Origin of the sequence: Rhizobium oryzihabitans (assembly GCF_010669145.1) — a bacterium.
In the GTDB taxonomy this organism is placed as follows: domain Bacteria; phylum Pseudomonadota; class Alphaproteobacteria; order Rhizobiales; family Rhizobiaceae; genus Agrobacterium; species Agrobacterium oryzihabitans.
The window spans coordinates 593012-611919 of sequence record NZ_CP048635.1; the positions used below are offsets into that span (position 1 = coordinate 593012).

Consider the following 18908-nt stretch of genomic DNA (forward strand, 5'->3'; position numbering starts at 1 on the left):
AGCATGTCCAGCGACCCAAAGAATCCGGATTTTCAGGACCCGCGCATTGCTGCGCTGATGGCGGCTGCGGAGCGTGACCGCCCCGTGGCGGACAGTAGCCGGCGCGTGGGACGCGAGGGCCGCGAATTCTGCATCTATCCGGGCCAGCTCGGTTACGAGATGCAGGAGGAGCTCGACTTCCTGTCCAACCGCGTCATGGAAGCCAATGTCTTCTTCACCGGTCGGCTTCTTGCACCCGCCATGCCGCGCATCGATGACAAGTCCGTGCGCTTCGCCCTTATTCGCGACGAAAACGGTGCCAGAAGCCGCATGCGCTTTTTGATGCCCTTCACGGTGGAAAAGCCGGGCTTTTCCATCGGCCCTTCCATTATCCGCGTCTGGGCCAATCCTTTTGGCCCTCTCGGCACGCCGCTGGTCGATACCGAAGGTGCTGCGGAAACGCTCGACAATCTTTTCGATGCGCTCTCGGACCCGGCGATGCGTCTGCCAAATGTGCTCGTGCTGCCGGATGTGCGGCTTGAAGGGCCTTTCGCCAGCATGTTCAGGGCGATCGCGCTCAGCCGCAACCTGCCGCTGACGACGACCGGAAGCTATCAGCGGCCGATGCTGGAGAGCCTTCTCGACGGCGAGGCCTATCTGCGCGGCTCACTTGCGCCGCACCACATGCGGGAAATGCGCCGACAGTGGCGGCAGCTCGAAAAGCTTGGCCCCCTCACCTACACCGTTGCCCGGCAGCCGAAAGACATCCGCTACCGGATGGAGGAATTCCTGGCGCTGGAGGCGAGCGGCTGGAAGGGCCGCAAACGCACTGCACTGGTCAATGATCGTTATCGCGCAGCGTTTGCCCGCGAAGCGATCACCAATCTGGCCGAGGCGGATGCGGTGCGCATTCACACCATCGATCTCAACGGCAGCGCCATCGCGTCCATGGTCGTCTTCATGACGGCCGGCGAGGCCTATACGTGGAAAACCGCCTTTGACGAAAACTATGCGCAGTTTTCGCCCGGCAAGCTGCTGGTACAGAAACTGACCGGCTGGCATCTGGACGACGCCAATATCATGCGCAGCGACAGCTGTGCCGTGCCCGATCATCCGATCATGAGCCGTTTCTGGCAGGAACGTCAGGAAATGGGCACATTGGTCGTGGGTTTGACCCAGAACAGCGACCGCGACGTGCGGCAGGTTTCCACGCAGGTGGATATGTACCGCAATACCCGCAACCTCGCCCGCAGCCTGCGGCAGAAGATCCTGTCCTTCGGGCGCAAGGGCAATTAAAACCGAAGGACGCGGATGACGCCCTTCGGTCTTTGCTGTGGTATCAAACCTATCAGCGCGAGGCTGTGCGGATCATCTTGCACAATTGCGTCAGGGCCGCATCGTAACCGCCGCCCAGAATATCAATGCAACGGCGGGCGAGCTTGATCTGCTCGGTGCGTGACATATCATTATAAGCCTGCAGCGCATTGCGCATGCCACCGGGAGAAACCGTTCCCGGATTGCCAGGATTGGATGGATTGCCCGGGTTTCCAGGATTTCCGGGGTTTCCTGAGGAGCCTGAGCCGCCGATGCCAACCCCGACGCCAAGGCCAAGACCGCTCGACCCGCCGACATTGGCACCGACATTGGCATTGATGCCGCCTGAGCCGCCAACCGAGGCATTAACACCCGCGTTGATACCACTCGATCCACCTACGGATGCATTGACATCCGCATTGACCCCATTGCTGCCACCGACCGAAGCGTTGACATCCGCACCCAGCCCGCCGCCACTTCTGCCGCCGACATCAGCGCTTGCATTGACGCCATTGCTACCGCCAACGGAGGCATCGACACCGAGCCCACCGCTGCCATTGCCGCCGACACTGGCATTCACCCCATTCTCACCGCCGATCCCGATATCCAGCGCGTGAGCGTTGACCGGCAGAATCAGACAGGCAGACAATAACAAATTGCGAGAAAGCGCCCTCATAGTTTCCTCCATATGAGTTAGGCCAATCCCGCCCCGCGTGGAAACTCCACCCGGGCATCATAATTCAATTAGCAATTGCGTATATTCTAATTTATTAGAGGTGCCTAATATTACATTACTGGCGCAACTGGAGGTGTATCGATGTGGGATGGAGGAGGCCCGCAGCACCTTCTTTCCAGGCCCCGTAAAGAGAACGAATGGCAGCCGCAAACGCGCGCAATTAAGAAGGATAAGTCAGCTTTGGGGTTGCACGCATGGCCTTGACCGTGATAGACGCCGTGGAATTACCACCGTTGCCCCAATGGCGGAATTGGTAGACGCGCCGCACTCAAAATGCGGTTCCGAAAGGAGTGCTGGTTCGATCCCGGCTTGGGGTACCATTTCCAAAATCAGCATTGATTTTCAACACACTTAACGGGCGAGCGCCCCCTATCAGCTTGCGCCACACGTTTCGCCAGCGCGGAGCCGTGTTAATCTCCTTCTTGATCACCGGTGTGGGGGGCGGCAGGTTGTCAACGCTTGTCCCAGCACTTTGCGAAGCCTCCGCCCGGTCATCGAAGTGTTTTGCGGCAAGGCAACGAGGTCTTCACTGATGAGATCGGGGCGCAGTCCAATCAAAACCGACAATTACAGCCTTCACAAACTGGTTCTCACAGGAAGAAATAAAAAACTTATTTCCAGCAGTACCGCTGCGTAACAGGTCACTCTGTTTATTGTCGACCTGCAACAAAACCGTGACAAACATCGAATAATACGATGGATAGGCCAAAAGGATTCGATCTGTTCGCCGGCTGCGAGGAACGTTGGAGCAGGGACATGACCGAAGACGATCAAGACGTGCCTCTCAACGCCATCCGCGCCTTCGTGACCATCGCACGCGAAAAAAGCGTTACGAGGGCTGCGCAGGCCATGGGCGTCACGCAAAGCTCGGTAAGCCGGCATCTGGCGGTGCTCGAGGATTATCTTGGTGCCAAATTGATGGAGAGGCGCGGGCGCAACAGCGAACTGACGGAATTTGGTCGGCTTTTCGCCAACACGGTCGCAGAGCCGCTCGACACAATCTGGTACACCGCACGGCGCATGCGCCGACACAATCGGGCGGACGTCAACCGGATCGTCGTGCGAACCTCACTCGCGACCTTTGCCTATACCATGCTGATCCCCAATCTTCAGAAATTCTCAAATGAAATGGGAGGGGCCGTTGTCGATGTCATCAGTTCGCTTTCGATGCCGACGTCCTCCGATGTATTCGACGTGCTGATTACCCGAGATCTGTCGATCATCGAGCCCGCCGATCATTGGGAGATCTATAATGAGCAGATCGTGTGCGTCGGAGCATCCGCGCATGTCACAGGCAAAGACTTTTCGATTGTTCGTTCGATGCCCATTCTCAACATCACTTCAAGACCGGATATTCTGCCAACCTGGCTGCGGTCCATGAACCTGACATCGACCGATATCCATTCCGGCGCGCGCTACGATCATCACTATCTCGCTCTCCCGGCGGTGACGACTGGAAAATGCCTTCTCGTCGCTCCTGAAATCGTCGTCAGCGATCTTGTGCGCGACGGGCTTTACAAGGTCATTCCCGGGTCACAAGCTCCCAGCGGCATGCAGTATCGCGCTTACTCCATCGACCGTAGCGGCAACCCTGATCTCTCCAGAACATTTTGCCGTTGGCTCGTTCGCCTGTGCAGACAGGCGACCGCGATCACGTCCGTACAGTAGATTTATCGTTCTTGGCGATGACCAAGAAGCGTTTCAGTCGCATATCAACAAGTCCCGAGACAGACCCCAGCAGGGATCGGAAGTTTCCCGACCGATTGTGAACTGATCTTCAATCGTAAAAGCACCAAGCCCGCGAATATACCACGGCACCTCATAGGCCAGCACCATGCCCGGTTCGATCTCGGTTGGCTCATCGGCGGCGATGAATGGCCATTCCTCGACAAAGAGCGAAGCGCCGACACCGTGCCCGAAATGGCCGCGACGATACATATCGAAGCCCTGTCCGTGCATCGACGACATGACTGCCCTAAACACGTCTCCCAAGGCAACGCCCGGGCGCAACAGCACCGCGCCAGCATCGAAAGCTGTGCGCAGCGCATCGTATATCGCCTGCTGGTTGGCGCTAGGCCGGCCGATCACCGCCGTGCGCGCGCAGTCGGAAACATAACCGTCAATGCAGCAGGCCAGGTCGAGCCGGACGATGTCACCCTTCTCCGCCCGCCGCCCCTTTCCAGTTGCACCGGGACCAATGGTGATTGAACTGATCGGAAAGCTCGGTGCGGCATATCCAAGTTCGGCGGCGCGCAGGCTGGAAGCGCTGCGAAACACCGCCAGCAGATCGTCAGCGGTGCATCCTGGACGGATATGCGCAATTGCGGCCCTTGCTCCCGCCTCCGTCGCAATGGCGGCGGCGGTGAGCCGCTCAATTTCTTCTGCCGATTTTATCATCCGCAGACGGCCAACAAGATCCGACGCGTCTTGCCATCGGACATCCGGGCAGGTCTCGGCAAAACAGGCCATATCCGCCGCCGGGAGAAAAGCATATTCCGTACCCAGTTGTGCGGAATGAAGGCCGCGCCGCAAGAGCGTGTCCGCGAGAAGGGCGAATGTTTCCTGCCGGTCAAAAGTTGCGGGTCTGGCGCGCGCCTGTTGCGGCGGGCGGGCGGTTGCGAGGCGTTCGACGAGCGACTGGCCGGGAACATCGGCGATATCGATGAGATCAACCCAGATCGGAAATGTAACGATATCCTCGATGCCCGAGGCGGCATGAAATTCGCGCGCGTGGAAATCGCCGATAATGGCGGTCATCGGTTCTGCAGCGTTCGCGGGCACAATCAGAAAAGCCGCGCCGGCTCGCCGCCAGGCCGTGGCACTACCGGGCCGCGCGCCGGTGGCATAGAGGATTGTTTCAGGCTGTATAAGCACGAGGCCGTCCAACCCTTTGCGTTGCATCAGGGTTTGAGCCCTATGCCGGTTAAGGAGGCGCAGTGTCAAAGTCATACTCCCTACCGAATGAAAATCATTTCAGGTCGGCATCCAGCCGGTCACGAAGCCAGTCGCCGACAAGGCTTACCGACAGCGTCGTCACCACGATGAGCATTGCCGGTGAGAGCATGATCCACGGCGCGCGCGTCATATATTCCCGACCGTAACCGACCATATTGCCGAGACTCGTCATCGGCGGCTGAACGCCAAGACCGAGAAAGGAAAGGCTGCTTTCCATGAGTATGACTTCCGGAAAGGTCAGCGTCATGGAGACGATGAGGGTGGACGAGATGTTCGGCAGGATGTGACGGAGATAGACCCGCAGCGGTCCGGCACCCGTCTGGCGCACGGCGCTGGCATAGCCTTGTACGCTTGCGGATATGGCAAGACCCGGGAGATGCGCGCATAGCGCTCCCAACCATAGAGCCCCATCAAGCCGATGAACAGCGGCAGCGAATTGCCAAGGAAGGCCAGCACCGAGAGCGACAGGATTAGGAAAGGAATGGCGGCCTGGAAATCCGCCAGCATCAGGATCGCATGTTCTACGCCGCCGCGAAAATAGGCTGCGATAAAGCCCATCACCGTACCGAAACAGGCCGAAATCAGAGTCGCGCCGAAGGCGACCAGCAGCGAGATGCGCACAGAGAAGATCAGGCGTGACAGGATATCGCGGCCAAGCTCGTCCGTTCCGAGCCAATGTTGCGGATGGAGTGGCGGGGCAAGCCGGTTGGCCAGATCGAGTGCGGTATAGGAGTAAGGCGCGATCAAACTCGCAGCGATTGCCACGATCAGCACCAGACCGAGCCACAGCATCGCCACGAATACCGCAGGCGGCACTGTGCGAAGCTTCGCTTTCCTTTCGGTCATGACGGTTCGGGCGGCGCTGTCCTGGCCTTCCTTCGAGGCGCTCATATCAGTGTCCCCCACTTTGGCCGGTGTTTCGCAGGCGCGGGTCGAGAACGCCGTAAAGGAAATCCACGGTCAGGTTAGAAAAGACCATGGTAACCGTCACGAACAGCAAAATGCACTGCACGACGGACAGGTCACGCGCCGTCACGGAAACCACCAGCAGGTTGCCTATGCCGGGCCAGGAAAACACGCTTTCCACCACCACCGCGCCGGCGATCAGATTGCCGACGAGGAAGCCGATGATGGTGACGGTTGGAATGGCGGCATTTGGCAAAGCGTGCCCGCGCACGACTGCCGCCCAGGGGATGCCCTTGGCGCTGGCGGTACGAATATAGGGCTGACCCAACACCTCCAGCATTGCGCTGCGCACGAAGCGCGCCAGAACCGCCCCGCCGCCAATGCCGAGCGTGAGGACCGGCAGGAGAAGGTGCTGCCAACCGCCGCCACCGCCGGTCGGCAGCCAGCCCAGCCAGATAGAGAACCATTGCACCAATAGAAGGCCGAGCACGAAGCTTGGGACCGTATATCCCGTAACCGCGGCGACCATCACCGCACGGTCGATGCGTGTGTTCCGGTGCAGTGCCGCATAGATGCCCGCTGGAATGCCGATCGAAAGCTTGAGAACCAGTGCCGGCAAAGTGAGGGCCAGCGTGGCGGGAATACGCGACATCACGAGATCGAAGGAGGGACCGCCGCCACGCATCGAAATCCCGAACTCCCCTCGGAAAATAGCACGGAAATAGGTCAGATATTGCAGCCATAGCGGATCGTCGAGACCCCATTCGCGACGAAAGGCGGCCAGCGCTTCCGGCGGAGCCTCATTACCCATAATGGCAAGAGCCGGATCGCCGGAAAGCCTGAGCACGATGAAGGCAAAGGTGACGACCAGCGCGATGGTCAGAAAGGCACGAAGCAGGCGAACGGCAACGAAACGCACCATCAATTTTCCATCTCCCCGGCAGGGAAGCTGTCCACAGCCGCGTGGCAGGCGACCATTCGCCCGAGTGCCGTGGCCGACAAAGACGGAGAGACGTTTCGGCACAGGGTGGCTGCTATTGAACAGCGAGGATGGAAAGCACAACCTGATGGCCGCGATGCAGGGCTGGGTGGCTCGCCCTTGAGGATGATCTGCTGGCGTGTGCGCCGTCCCGCCACGGGAACCGCCGAAACGAGCGCCTGCGTATAGGGATGTGCCGGCTGCGACAATACGCTTAGCGTCTCGCCATATTCCACAATACGGCCGAGATACATGACTGCGACGCGATGGCTGATGTGGCGTACCACCTTCAGATCGTGACTGATGAACAACATGCTGAGGCCGAGATCGCGCTGCAGATCCATCAAAAGGTTAACGATCTGTGCCTGGATTGATACGTCCAGTGCCGAGACCGGCTCGTCGCAAACCAAAAGGGCCGGTTTCATCACAAGAGCCCGGGCGATGACCGCGCGCTGGCGCTGCCCACCCGAAAGCTCCTCAGGACGCCGCTGCGCCAAATCGGCATTGATGCCAACCGTATCAAGCGTCGCCAGCGCCTTTTGCCGCCGCCCCGCCGCCGGTCCTATCCTGTGAATGTCCAGCGGCTCACGCACCTGTTCAACGATCGGAAGCCGCCGGTCCATTGCCGCCAGGGGATCCTGATAGACCATTTGCATCGCGGCCCGCATATGCCGCCAGGCCGGCGTGTCTGCGGCCGGCAGCTCTTCGCCGCGAAACGTGACAAGACCTCCGTCCGGCCTTTCGAGGCCGAGGGCAATCCGCCCGGTGGTGGATTTGCCCGAACCGGATTCACCGACCAGCGCCAGTGTCCGCCCGGCCTCAACCACAAGCGTGACATTGTCCACCGCGTGTACCGCCACCTTGCAGCCCAAAAGGCCCTGACGCATTCCATAGCGCCGAGAAATCCCATGCAATTCGAGTATGTTCGTTGTCATGCCGGCATGCTTTCCCGTTGCTGCGGTGCGGACTTAAGCGTTTTGCCGGGCACAACGCAGGCACAGAACCGCCCGTCACCGATTCCGGCGAGGTGCGGGACCACCGTTTCGCAAATCCGCTGGCGTTGCGGACAGCGCGGCGCGAAGGCGCAGCCGGGCGGCATCCCCGCCGGCTCCGGCACATGTCCCTCGATCGGTATCAGCCGATGCAATTCGCCTTCAAAGGAAGGAATTGCTGCCAGCAGCCCTTGCGTATAGGGATGCGCGGGACTTTCGAAAATCGCTTCGGCGGACGCCACTTCGGCAATTTTCCCTCCATACATCACCGCGATACGGTCACATGTTTCGGAAACAACACCGAGATCGTGGCTGATGAGAACCAGCGCCATGCCGGTTTCCCGCCGGATCGTCGTCAGAAGGTCCAGTATCTGAGCCTGTATCGTCGCATCGAGGGCCGTCGTCGGCTCGTCTGCGATAAGCAGATCCGGCTTGCCAGCCAGAGCCATGGCGATCATGACCCGCTGGTTCTGGCCGCCCGACAATTCGTGAGGATAGGCGTCCAGCCTGCGAGTGGCATCGGGCATGCCAACCAGTTCGAACAGCCGCCTCGCCTCGGCGGCTATGGCACGCCCGGAAAACCCGCAATGGCGGGAAAGCACCTCTGCAATCTGGCGTCCGACGCGGATGACCGGATTGAGAGAACTCGACGGGTCCTGAAAGATCATAGCGATCCGCCGGCCCCTGATCCGATCGAGTTCAGCACTTCCGGCCGACAGCAGCTCTTTACCTTCAAGCCGCACATTTCCCGATATAACAGCGGTTTTCGGCAGCAGCCCGAGCGCGGCAAGCCATGTCACAGACTTACCGCTGCCCGACTCTCCGACGATACCGATCGCCTCGCCTTGCCCCACAGCAAAGTCGATGCCACGCAGGACCGGAGTACCGTCAAAGGCGACATTCAGGGCCTCGATTTCAAGAAAAGGCCGCACCTGGGAACCCGCCATCAGGGCGGGTCCCGGCGCGGAATCGGCCACAGGTTGCATCGGGGCGATTCCCTGCCTGTTTTCTGGCGTCACAGGTTACGTCTTCGCATAGGCGAGGTTGAGCGGGCCGAAGTCCAGATCGAGGCTCGGTTCCGGCGTCCAGCCAAAATCCTTGCGCTTTGCGTAGAACTGACCCGAGCCATGCAGGATGATGCAACCAGGATCGTCATTGGTGGTGATTTCCAGCATTCTGCGGAGAATTGGCCGCCGTGCTGCGGGATCGATGGTCTTCTTCAGTGTCTCGCCGATGCGGAAATATTCTTCATTGCTCCAGATACCCAATTTAGGCATCTCCCCATTCGGTCCGAACAGACGCCACGCATGGGCCAGCGGATCGGGAAAGATCGCTGTGTTGGAGTTGTCATAGATGGCTTGGATCGGTTTTTTCTGTATCTGCGCAAAATTCTCCATCATCTGGATTTCGACATTGATCCCTACCCCGCGCCACATCTCGATCATGATCTGCGCACCGGATACCTGGTTGGGATAATAGTTGTTGAGCAGCTTGTAGGTAATCTTCTCACCATTATAGCCGGCCTCGCGCAGGAGCTTGCGTGCGAGTTCAGGATCATGGGCCAGCGCCGGGAAGTCTTCGATATAGGCTTCGCCGAAAGTCGCGAGCTGGTATCCGTTTGGAACCGGAAGCCGGCCCTGCCAAAGCGCCTGCACCAGAGCCTTGCGATCGAGGGCCAGGCTGAGCGCGCGCCGAACCCCGACTTTGCCCAAGACCGGGTCCGTCGTGTCGATCGTCAGGGAACGGATATTCTGCACAGGGCCGCCGGCAATCTCGAGCTCGCCGTGCCGTTCGATTTCAGGGAACATGTCCGGCGATATGTCGGTGATGAAGTCGACTTCCTTTGCGACCAGCGCGTTCATTCGCGACGCCAGTTCACGAATAATGCGGAAATGGACGCCGGAAAACGGCGGCAACCCACCCCAATAAGCGTCGTGCGAGGCAAGCACGATATCGACGTCGAGGGTCTTGCTGACGATTTTGTAGGGTCCGGTGCCCACCGGCGCCGCCAGCCAGGCATCCCAGCTACCCGCAGCCAGGAAAGCGCGCTTGCTGACGATTTCCGAATGCCAGGATGCCAGCCGCTTCTCGATCAACCCGTCGTCCCCTTTGGTGTGGACGATCACGGTATGGCTGTCGATAATTTCCACCCGGTCGATTGTATCGAGAGTTTGCATGGCCGTGGTTTTCCCGGCCTTGTCCGGACCAAGCAGATGATCCGGGTTGAGGCTAAAGGCAACGTCTTCGGCCGTGAACGGACTGCCGTCGTGAAACATCACACCTTTTCGCAGGAAAAGACGCAATGCGCTGCCGCTCACGCGCTCCCAGCGCTCAGCCAGCGCCGGACGCAGCGCCATGTTGGCGCTTTGATCAAAAGCGAGCAGCTTGTCGAACATATTGGTTACGACGCGCCGTACCGCCGTGGCATTGGCCATTGCCGGATCGAGAGTGGCCGGAAAACCACTCATGCCGACACGCAGGGTCCGGCGGGCAGCATTCTGCGCCATTGCGAAGGGCGCACCGCTTGCGGCCAGAAAGCCGCTTGCCGCCCCAGCCGCTATAAGGTTGCGACGCGTCATCGAGAAATCAGGCATTGTCGGCTCCTGCACAGGTTCGCGCGGCACCGCTGCCGCCGCTAGGTTGAGGTCTCACTGTTCCTGCTGTGATAGGCTTGGGCGTTCACCCGGGATGCGATGGATTCCTTGCACTGCAGTGCAACAGAAGCGTGACTATCCATCGAATTATTAGATCGATGCTACAATATACTTCGATGAATAATCGGAAACAAATAAGATCCATTCTAAACAAAATAAAACATGCCACCCCATCACAGGCGCTGCTTATTTTTTACGATGCTGACTTTAGAGAGACTTAAAATATGTGAGCTCATCGCGACGAACGGCGTTTTTACTACGATAAACAGCCTGAAGCTGCGTAACGTGTATTGTCTTTAACGATGCGATATTGCGGCCGTTCCAAACCCCGCCCGCGTCTTATCCGCCGATTTTCAGAATGTTTTCGTGATTTTGCCCACCTTCAGACAAGTCCGCGTCCTTGATGCTTGCGAGCGGTAGAACAAGCACGGTTGGCGTACATGTCGCCAACATGACTCGAAGATCACAAAATTAGCCTCGCGAGCCGCGACGCCCGTCAGAACCCTAAGCAGGTTGTTCGCTATCTGACAGTCGCAAGCTACAGCTGGCACTGGCCGCCGGCATCCTCACGAAACTTTGCTCACGTACCTGGTTTATTACCGGGCTTTCATTTGCCAGACGCAACGGACTGGATTAGACGCATCCTGTGACAAACCGTTGAGACTTGGCGACTTAATTTCGCCATCACGCCCGCCTTTTTGAAAGCCCGTTCGGGATATCTGCTTCTTCGCGAAGTTTGGGGAAAACATCATGGCCACTGCAACGACCGCCGACAACAGCCGCACGCTCGCCGCTCTTGGGGTAACGGCGGGAATGATCTTCACCGTGGGCTCCGCCCTCGGCTTCCAGCATATTGGCGGTTACACGCCCTGCGCCTTGTGCCTGTTGCAGCGCGACCCCTACTACTACGCCATTCCGCTTGGCATACTGGCCATTGCCACCAGCGTCTTCAAGCTGCCGGTTCAGATCACGCGGCTGCTGCTTGCCCTCATCGGCGTGGCGATGCTGATCGGCGCCGGGCTTGGCGTCTATCACGCCGGTGTGGAATGGGGTTTCTGGGAAGGCCCGATCACCTGCGCCACCGGCGCACCGTCCATCACCACCAATGCCGGTGATCTGCTGGGCAATCTCAATGCCATCAAGGCACCTTCCTGCAACGACGCCGCTCTTCGGGTGCTCGGCCTCTCCTTCGCCGGCTGGAACGTCATTGCAAGCATCGCACTGGCGGCCATCGCCTTCTTTGGCGCAAGCCGTAAAAGCCGATAATCGGAAAGCCGCGTTGCAGTCCTCAACAAATCAGGGCTGCAGCTCGGTATCCCAGTAGAGATAGTCCATCCAGCTTTCGTGCAGATAGTTGGGCGGGAAAAGACGCCCATTATTGTGCAGATCCTGAACCGTCGGCTGGAAGGGCTTCTGCGCCGGGAACATGCCCGCCTGCTTGGGAAGCTTGCTGCCTTTTCTAAGGTTGCAGGGTGAGCAGGCCGCCACGACATTGTGCCAGGTGGTTTCGCCGCCATGTGCGCGGGGAACCACGTGGTCGAAGGTCAGTTCGTCCCGCGTGCCGCAATACTGGCATTCGAACTTGTCCCGAAGGAAAACGTTGAAGCGTGTGAAGGCGGGGTTGCGGGTGGGCTGCACATAGGTCTTGAGGCTGACGACACTCGGTAGCCGCATGGAAAAGCTGGGGGACGACACCGCGTGATCATATTCTGCAATGATGTTCACACGGTCTAGAAAGACAGCCTTGATCGCGTCCTGCCAGGACCATAACGACAAGGGATAATAACTCAGTGGCCTGTAGTCTGCGTTCAGAACGAGCGCCGGCAGGGCCTGTGGTGAAACTGCAATCGTCAAGGGCTTCTCCTGAGCGATTCGGCATCTGCACTTGTATATTAGGTCCGTTGTTACAGGATTGTGAAGCCTATAAATGCAGCGGAGAAGAGCTTAATTTTTCGGCTTAAAAAACGTCTTTTTTACGTTCTGACGACCGGGCGGCGGGTCGGCCTCCTCCCCGGCCATCTGCTGATGCGCAACGGTGGCGCGGCGGCGATTCGGGCCAGTGGACGCGAAATCATTCTCACGCACGACAAAACATCAATGATATAATCAACCACCGTTCCGTGAACGAAAGAAATGGCCATGGTCTCGCACAGGCATGAAGCAGAAGGATTGCGGAAAGGTCTGGTGGCAGGTGCTTTTGCCGCGCTGATGGCAGTCACCACCTTCGCCCAGGCACAGCAATATCAGAATTTCGAAGTCACGCCGGATGGACGTGGCGGTGCGCAGGGCACGATTGGCGGGCGCAATTTCGAAGTCTATCGCAATTATGACCGGCCACCGGCGGGCAACCGCGTCTCGCCGGAGGCCCGGCGCGACCAGCGCAATGCCGCCCCGCAGCAGACCTGCATTATCGACACCCAGGGCCGAACCCGCTGCAACTGAGATCTTAACACCGATTTCACCGTCTTTTATCAACCGAGGATAAAATTCAATTTCCTTAAAAAGCAATCTATCGACTTAAACGGCCTGCAAGAAAGGGCCGCTATCTTCCCTGGTACAAGAGAAAACAACTGTGCAGGGGCAAGACATGGCGAATAAAGCATTCCGTCTGGCAAAGACTTTGGCAGTCGCCACGGGTATATCCGTCAGTATCGCAACAACGGTATCTGCCGTCCCGCTCGGTGGCCTGGCAAAGAACCCCGCCGCATCGCGGCCCGGCCAGTTCATGACCACAAGCCGTCCAACCATCGCGCCCATCGCCTTTGCGAAATTCTGCGACAATGCCGCCGACCAATGTATGCGGATTGGCGATCGCGACACGGTTGAGCTGACGAAACAGAAGCGCACAGAACTGCAGCGCATCAACTCGGAGATCAATACGTCGATAGCCTATGTCGGCGAACTGGACGGACAGGATGAATGGAAGCTCAACCCGGCAAGCGGCGACTGCGATGATTACGCAGTGACCAAGCGGCAGCGTCTCCTGCGCGCCGGCTGGCCCTCAGGCGCCCTGCGCATCGCCACCGCCCGCACCACTGATGGCATCGGCCACGCCGTTCTGGTGGTCAGCACAAGTCAGGGCGATCTGGTGCTGGACAACCGCACCAATGTCGTCAAGCCGTGGAAATCGGTGGATCTGAAATGGATCAAGATCCAGTCGCATGAAAACCCGCGTGTCTGGCTGAAACTCTAGGCCGGGGCCTTTCGGGATATTCTCGTTCGAACAAGAAAGGGGCCATGCGCCTCAGTTGCCCCCGCTGAACCTTCCGAAAACCGGCGCCTGCTTTGCTGTTGATGCCGTCAGCATCAGCCCATGCACGCCTCTGGACATGCCGTTCAGAAGGGTTTTGACGAAAGCCCGCAAAACCCTCTACCAACCCTCTATTGGCGGGCAGCAGGCATCCGCCTTCAACGCTATTGACCTGGTGCCGGAGAGACAGTATCGCCAGCTATGCCCAAGGTGTTCAACTGGATTCGCGGTCGTAAGCAGCCAGCCCCCCGCGACGACCGGAGGCGGCGCAGACTGGACCTTGGCGACAGGCCGGTCTCCTTTCCGATCTACGCCATCGGCGATGTGCATGGCAGCCTTGATCTGCTGCTGCAGGCGGAACGGAAAATCCTCGCGGACATGGCAGGCAGTTCATCCCCCGCTCTGGTCATTCTCCTTGGGGACTATGTCGATCGCGGACGCGATTCCTGCGGTGTTCTCCAGCATCTGCTGCAACCGCCGCCGGCGCCGCTGCGTCGCATTGCCCTGTGCGGCAATCACGAGCAGCTATTCAGCGATTTTCTTGAAAATCCGCAAGACAACATGCACTGGCTGGATTTCGGGGGCCGCCAGACGCTTCTGTCCTACGGCGTCGATATAGACTATTTCCTGCACAAGGGTCGCCTGCGGCTTCAGCCGTTCAAGGACGCACTGATCGGCGCAGTCCCACAGACCCACCGCCAGCTTTTGTCCAGCCTGCCAATCTACGCCCGCATCGGGCCTTACATTTTCGTGCATGCCGGCTTGAGGCCCGGGATACCGCTCGAGATGCAGACCGATGAGGATATGCTGTGGATCAGGGAACCCTTCCTTTCGGAAGGTGCGGGCCTCGACCTTCTCGTCATCCACGGCCACACGCCGGTCGCGGAACCGGAAAGCGGCCCGCAACGCATCGGCATCGACACCGGCGCTTTTACGACCGGCAGGCTTACTGTGCTGAAATTATCGGATGCGGGATTGTACCTGATTTGATCATGGCGGTGGGTCGCGTCACGACGATCGCGATTTGCCTGAAATCAAGGTTACCTGCCACTCAAAACGTTGCCGAGCGCCGTCATTTGCTGGCGGTTCCATTCCACAGCGTCCTCAAACGCCTTGTTTCCCAGCGCCTCACGCTGATCCCGGCTGGCGGAGAGCTGCAGGATAGCCTCGGCAAAAGCCTGATGATCATTGTCTTCCACGACGACCACGCCGCTGCGATAGCGCTCAGGCAACCCCCTTACGCCGGTCCGGCTGCTGATCGTGGGAATACCGGCTGCCAGGGCATCGAGCAGTTTTATGTTGATGCCCGTGCCGAGCGCGATGGGATTGATCGAGAGCGGTGCGCGTGTAAACGCATCCTTCAGGCTGTCCACCCGGCCGAGTTTGACAACCCCTTCCCTGTCTTCGATCTTGCCGCATATGCTGCCGGCCACCACCAGACGAATATCCGGACGCGCCGCCCTGATGAGAGGCAGGACGTTATCAAGAAATCCATTGAGCGAAATGAGGTTGGCGTCATTGCCTGACCCGAGGAACAGGAAATCGCTCGAGGCGAGGTCTTCCACTCTTCCATCAAGATCGAGAATATGACTGACAGTCGCGACAGCCGGCGGCTCCTTGCCCAGCCGCTGTCTGAACGTTCGCTCCTCTTCCTCCTGGATGGCGACAACCACATCAGCGCGACGGAAGGCCTTGCATTCCACCTGCGGGGGGACCGAGAACCAGTAGCCATATTTGTTGACGGTATCGATGAATGCCTTATGGCGGTCGGCAAAGGAATCGTGGGTGTCGAGAATGCGAAGGACATCATCCGGGAGCCCCAGGAAAGCTCTCGAGTGAAACGCATATTCCACGATAACGGCGTCGATCCCCAGCCGACGCTGAATATCTCGAACCTGCCGGCCTATTTCCGGATAATAGAACTCGTCCAGGTAATTGTAGAAACCATGATCGTGACCGAGAAGCCGGTGAACCTTTCGGACGCTGCGAAACGCTGTGAAACCAAGCTCGAAACCAAGATCCTGGACAAGCCGTGTTTTAACGCCGCCAGGCTGCCGCGAGACAAAATGCAGGTGACCAGAGCCGAATTCGGCTTCATGAGCCGCAGGATCGAAATCGGCTATTATCGGCGTATCAATGTAGACAAAATGCACGTCGTGCCCAAGGCGGCGGACAGCCCGCGTCAACTGGAGTATCCGGCTACGGTTACCCTCATTGGCAGGAACGGCAGAGATAGCTGAGACGAAAGCGACTTTCATGACATCAATCAATTTTGTTTTGGAAAGGTCTCGAATATCTTGAAATTATTTTTTGATAGGGCGAGGACATCGGGCAGTTTCTGTTTGACCTGCTCCTGGAGGGCATCGACATTGTCGACGAACTCCATCAACGCATTTCTGATACCGTCATCCGTATAGAACGCGGAAGGAGACAGCAGGTCCGAGGACGACAGTCCAAAATGCTGATAAAGCCCTTCGAACTTTCCCTGATAGGCGATGCATATGACCGGAACGCCTTTGCCAAGTCCTGCTATGGCAAGATGCATTCTCCCACTGACAATTCCATCAAGCCGCCCTGCGATCCCCTTAAGAACAGGTGCCGACCATTGACCGTGCAGATATCGAACCCGATCCGCCAATGATGCGGGCACGAGACCGGCAACCCCCTGAAGGCAGAACTGGTCACCAAAACCTTCCCGGTAATCATGCGGTATAAGCAGCCAGCATACTGGCCGTTCATCAGCCACAAACCGTAACGCTTCGGCCCCGCGCCTGATGATCGTTTCAATCTGGCTCCGATCCGCATTTTTGAACAGCATGGGATGCAGGTTGAAGCCCATCACCCTGTAGCCCTCGGCGCGCTTCCGCGCGATCCAAGCGCTCGTGTCCTCATCAGGCTCTGACGCAACGAGACTGAATGCTGAATCAGCAACCAGCGCCGCCTTTGTTTCAGCAAAGGATTTTAGTCGGTCGAGAGAGACTGGGTCGCGAACATTGATCGAGACACCCGGATGAAGCGCGCTATAAAACATGGAAAGAATGGCGTGAGGTGCTTCATTGAAACTGAAACCGAGGATGACATTTTTGATACCCGCAGCTGCGGCCAAATCAGCACTTGCCAGAAGTTTCGCGGTGACCAGCGGATGATAATATCCATCCATGACGTCGGCACCCAACACCACGACAAAATCATACTGCCTGGCCGCGAACTGGTTGCAAAGCGCTCCGATGAAATCAGCTTCGCCGAAGATATTGATGGGATTTAATCCCCTTTGTCGAACCACATCCACAGCACCGTCCCCTTCAACGAGGACATCAATTTCAACATTGGGGTTCCTGGCGTAGGCATGTTGTATCGTCGCGGTGATCATGGCGTCATCACCAATGGAGCCAAAAACGGAAAAAGGATCGCAGGCGACTATCAAAAGCCGGCTTAATTGATCTCCACCGCCAAGCGGCTTTATCTGTTGTTTCTGCTCTTGCAGAGCATCAAAAAAGCGATGAATCGCAATATCTTGATTACGGCGCTCGTTGTATTTCACCCATTCACGATGCAGCGGTGCGGGGAGTATCTTTTTGACAAGTTTACGCATGCGCTTCCTTCCGTGAGAGCACCTTGCTCATGACGAACATCAGCGCCGATCGAGCCTGTGTCCGGGCAACCAACGCCATGAGCAAGAAGTAAGTGACGACGAAGGTGGATCCGAGCAGGATGCCGGATATGAAATCGCCCAGGCCCAGCCCGGCGATTTCAGGTCGCATCCAGTGAACCAGCGCGAAGCACAAACCGCTCGCGGCAAAACTCGGTAGCAGCACAAGAAATATGCGCCGGAGCGGAATATCCAGTTCACGCGAGACAAAAAAGAAGGTGAAGGGCGTGGATGCCAGTTGGCCGAAAACGTAGACGACGACGAGTTCACCGATACTGTCTGTCGGTATCAGCAGGATCATGAGAATTGTCGCGACCGATTTGACGGTACCGGCAATCAACACCTTGTTCGGGCTTCCGCGCGCGGAGAGAAACGGGCCGTTCTGAAACTGCACGCATTGCAAGGCGCCGAGGAGAAGCAGGGGCCGCGCGATCTCATCCGCCCCTTGCCACTGCGCCCCGAACAGCACACGACAAATCTCCGGCGCCAAAGCGGCAAAAAGCACGAAGGCCGGCGTCGAGACGATTGCGGATATGGCGATCAACTGCTTGTAGAGTTCCGCCATCCGCTCACGCTCATGCGATACACGGGAAAGCACCGTCAGTGACACGTCATAAAGTGCCGACTGAAGCAGTTGCATCATAAGTTGGTAGAGACGGCTGCCAACGGTGTAGAGCCCGAAGGCCGCCACGCCATAACGTCCCAGAATGATAAAATCGATCAGGCGCGTTGACGCGAACTCCACGATACGCAAGCCGAGCGCCGACGAACCGAAGCGAAGCAATCCGATAAAACTGTCAGGCCTGAGCGTAAACCCTGGGAGCCAGTAGGGCTTCCGCCACAACCAAACGAGGTTGACGACGGTCGCGACATAGCCCTGAACGACAAGGCTCCAGACGCCGAGGCCCGTTATGGCGAAAACAATCGCAAAGACACCGCCGATAATATTCGAAATGAACGTTCTGATCGCCAGCGGCTTGAAGGCGAGTGCACGCCGATAGCTCACTTCCTGAAAAAGCGAGGCGGTATTCAGCGGCAGCAATATGCAGATCGCTACAATGATCGGCGCCAGCCCATCCACCTCGAACCAGCTTTCCAGTTCAGGCGAAAACACACAAACGGCGATGGCCAGCAGCGTCGCAACCGCGACAGAAACATAGAATGGCAGATTGACGTCGCTCGGCTCCAGATCGCGTTTCTGCACAATCGCATCCGCAAACCCGAATTCCGACAGCATCTGGATCAGCATCAGAACCAGCCCCGCAGTCGCGACCATGCCGTAATCTGTGGGGTTGAGGAAACGGGCGAGAACGATGAAGAGGACGGATGTAAAAAGCTTCCCGCCCCAGTTCTGGACGATGGACCAGAAAACTCCCCGAACCGCCGCGCTGCCTATTGAATTTGAAGTGGTCATCAATTAGCCGCCTGCAAAGCCAGTCGACACGGAACGACATCCCTGGCAACCAGAAAACGATCCAAGTCCAGCATATAAAA

General features: G+C 58.1%; 16 protein-coding genes, 1 tRNA gene and 1 pseudogene. 7 read left to right on the top strand and 11 right to left on the bottom strand.

What is annotated here, in order from left to right; translation table 11 throughout:
* The first annotated feature begins 3 nt into the window (after nucleotides 1-3).
* Entirely contained in the window at nucleotides 4-1275 is a 1272-nt protein-coding gene (locus G3A56_RS19415; RefSeq protein WP_003500218.1) for a GNAT family N-acetyltransferase, read from the top strand.
* Between the two features lie 52 nt (nucleotides 1276-1327).
* Here the strand turns inward: G3A56_RS19415 and uppQ are convergent, their stop codons facing one another.
* On the bottom strand, nucleotides 1328-1969 hold the full coding sequence (gene uppQ / locus G3A56_RS19420) for a polysaccharide biosynthesis GNAT family N-acetyltransferase UppQ (protein ID WP_082185551.1): 642 nt from the start codon (nucleotides 1967-1969) through the stop codon (nucleotides 1328-1330).
* Between the two features lie 295 nt (nucleotides 1970-2264).
* Between uppQ and G3A56_RS19425 the strand changes: the two genes are divergently transcribed.
* Nucleotides 2265-2349: transfer RNA gene (locus G3A56_RS19425), tRNA-Leu, on the top strand.
* Between the two features lie 436 nt (nucleotides 2350-2785).
* On the top strand, nucleotides 2786-3697 hold the full coding sequence (locus tag G3A56_RS19430) for a LysR family transcriptional regulator (protein ID WP_167373932.1): 912 nt from the start codon (nucleotides 2786-2788) through the stop codon (nucleotides 3695-3697).
* A gap of 33 nt (nucleotides 3698-3730) precedes the next feature.
* Here G3A56_RS19430 and G3A56_RS19435 read toward each other — a convergent pair whose 3' ends face one another.
* From G3A56_RS19435 to G3A56_RS19460, 6 genes and pseudogenes are all read right to left on the bottom strand, one after another.
* Nucleotides 3731-4978, bottom strand: a complete 1248-nt coding sequence (locus G3A56_RS19435; protein WP_082185549.1) for a M24 family metallopeptidase — start codon at nucleotides 4976-4978, stop codon at nucleotides 3731-3733.
* A gap of 19 nt (nucleotides 4979-4997) precedes the next feature.
* Nucleotides 4998-5875, bottom strand: a pseudogene (locus G3A56_RS19440) (ABC transporter permease).
* Between the two features lies 1 nt (nucleotide 5876).
* Nucleotides 5877-6812, bottom strand: a complete 936-nt coding sequence (locus G3A56_RS19445) for an ABC transporter permease (protein WP_082185547.1) — start codon at nucleotides 6810-6812, stop codon at nucleotides 5877-5879.
* A complete protein-coding gene (locus tag G3A56_RS19450) occupies nucleotides 6812-7804 on the bottom strand; it encodes an ABC transporter ATP-binding protein (RefSeq protein WP_167373931.1) in 993 nt (330 codons plus the stop codon). The genes G3A56_RS19445 and G3A56_RS19450 overlap by 1 nt, the downstream gene beginning before the upstream one ends.
* Entirely contained in the window at nucleotides 7801-8808 is a 1008-nt protein-coding gene (locus G3A56_RS19455; RefSeq protein WP_175414404.1) for an ABC transporter ATP-binding protein, read from the bottom strand. Before G3A56_RS19455 ends, G3A56_RS19450 begins: the two co-directional genes overlap by 4 nt.
* Before the next feature lie 75 nt (nucleotides 8809-8883).
* Complete coding sequence (locus G3A56_RS19460; protein WP_246231392.1) at nucleotides 8884-10296, bottom strand: ABC transporter substrate-binding protein; 1413 nt, start codon at nucleotides 10294-10296, stop codon at nucleotides 8884-8886.
* 969 nt (nucleotides 10297-11265) lie between these two features.
* Here G3A56_RS19460 and G3A56_RS19465 point away from each other — a divergent pair.
* Nucleotides 11266-11781, top strand: coding sequence for a disulfide bond formation protein B (locus G3A56_RS19465; protein ID WP_003497317.1), 516 nt, complete (start codon nucleotides 11266-11268; stop codon nucleotides 11779-11781).
* A 30-nt stretch (nucleotides 11782-11811) separates the two neighbouring features.
* On the opposite strand, the gene G3A56_RS19470 is transcribed toward G3A56_RS19465, so the two are convergent.
* Nucleotides 11812-12369: an HNH endonuclease gene (locus tag G3A56_RS19470; RefSeq protein ID WP_035242856.1), complete on the bottom strand. Its 558-nt coding sequence runs from the start codon at nucleotides 12367-12369 to the stop codon at nucleotides 11812-11814.
* 330 nt (nucleotides 12370-12699) lie between these two features.
* Here G3A56_RS19470 and G3A56_RS19475 point away from each other — a divergent pair, with 330 nt between their 5' ends.
* The 3 genes from G3A56_RS19475 to G3A56_RS19485 all read left to right on the top strand — a co-directional run bounded on the left by G3A56_RS19475 (nucleotide 12700) and on the right by G3A56_RS19485 (nucleotide 14755).
* Nucleotides 12700-12957: a hypothetical protein gene (locus tag G3A56_RS19475; RefSeq protein ID WP_246231393.1), complete on the top strand. Its 258-nt coding sequence runs from the start codon at nucleotides 12700-12702 to the stop codon at nucleotides 12955-12957.
* Nucleotides 12958-13102: 145 nt separating this feature from the next.
* A complete protein-coding gene (locus tag G3A56_RS19480) occupies nucleotides 13103-13708 on the top strand; it encodes a transglutaminase-like cysteine peptidase (RefSeq protein WP_082185544.1) in 606 nt (201 codons plus the stop codon).
* A gap of 258 nt (nucleotides 13709-13966) precedes the next feature.
* Complete coding sequence (locus tag G3A56_RS19485) at nucleotides 13967-14755, top strand: metallophosphoesterase family protein (protein ID WP_082185542.1); 789 nt, start codon at nucleotides 13967-13969, stop codon at nucleotides 14753-14755.
* Nucleotides 14756-14805: 50 nt separating this feature from the next.
* On the opposite strand, the gene G3A56_RS19490 is transcribed toward G3A56_RS19485, so the two are convergent.
* From G3A56_RS19490 to G3A56_RS19500, 3 genes are read right to left on the bottom strand one after another with little or no spacing between them, the layout of a single operon-like run.
* Complete coding sequence (locus tag G3A56_RS19490; RefSeq protein ID WP_082186046.1) at nucleotides 14806-16023, bottom strand: glycosyltransferase family 4 protein; 1218 nt, start codon at nucleotides 16021-16023, stop codon at nucleotides 14806-14808.
* An 8-nt stretch (nucleotides 16024-16031) separates the two neighbouring features.
* Entirely contained in the window at nucleotides 16032-17357 is a 1326-nt protein-coding gene (locus tag G3A56_RS19495) for a polysaccharide pyruvyl transferase family protein (protein WP_003497328.1), read from the bottom strand.
* Complete coding sequence (locus G3A56_RS19500; RefSeq protein WP_082185540.1) at nucleotides 17350-18828, bottom strand: lipopolysaccharide biosynthesis protein; 1479 nt, start codon at nucleotides 18826-18828, stop codon at nucleotides 17350-17352. The genes G3A56_RS19495 and G3A56_RS19500 overlap by 8 nt, the downstream gene beginning before the upstream one ends.
* Nucleotides 18829-18908: the final 80 nt, after the last annotated feature.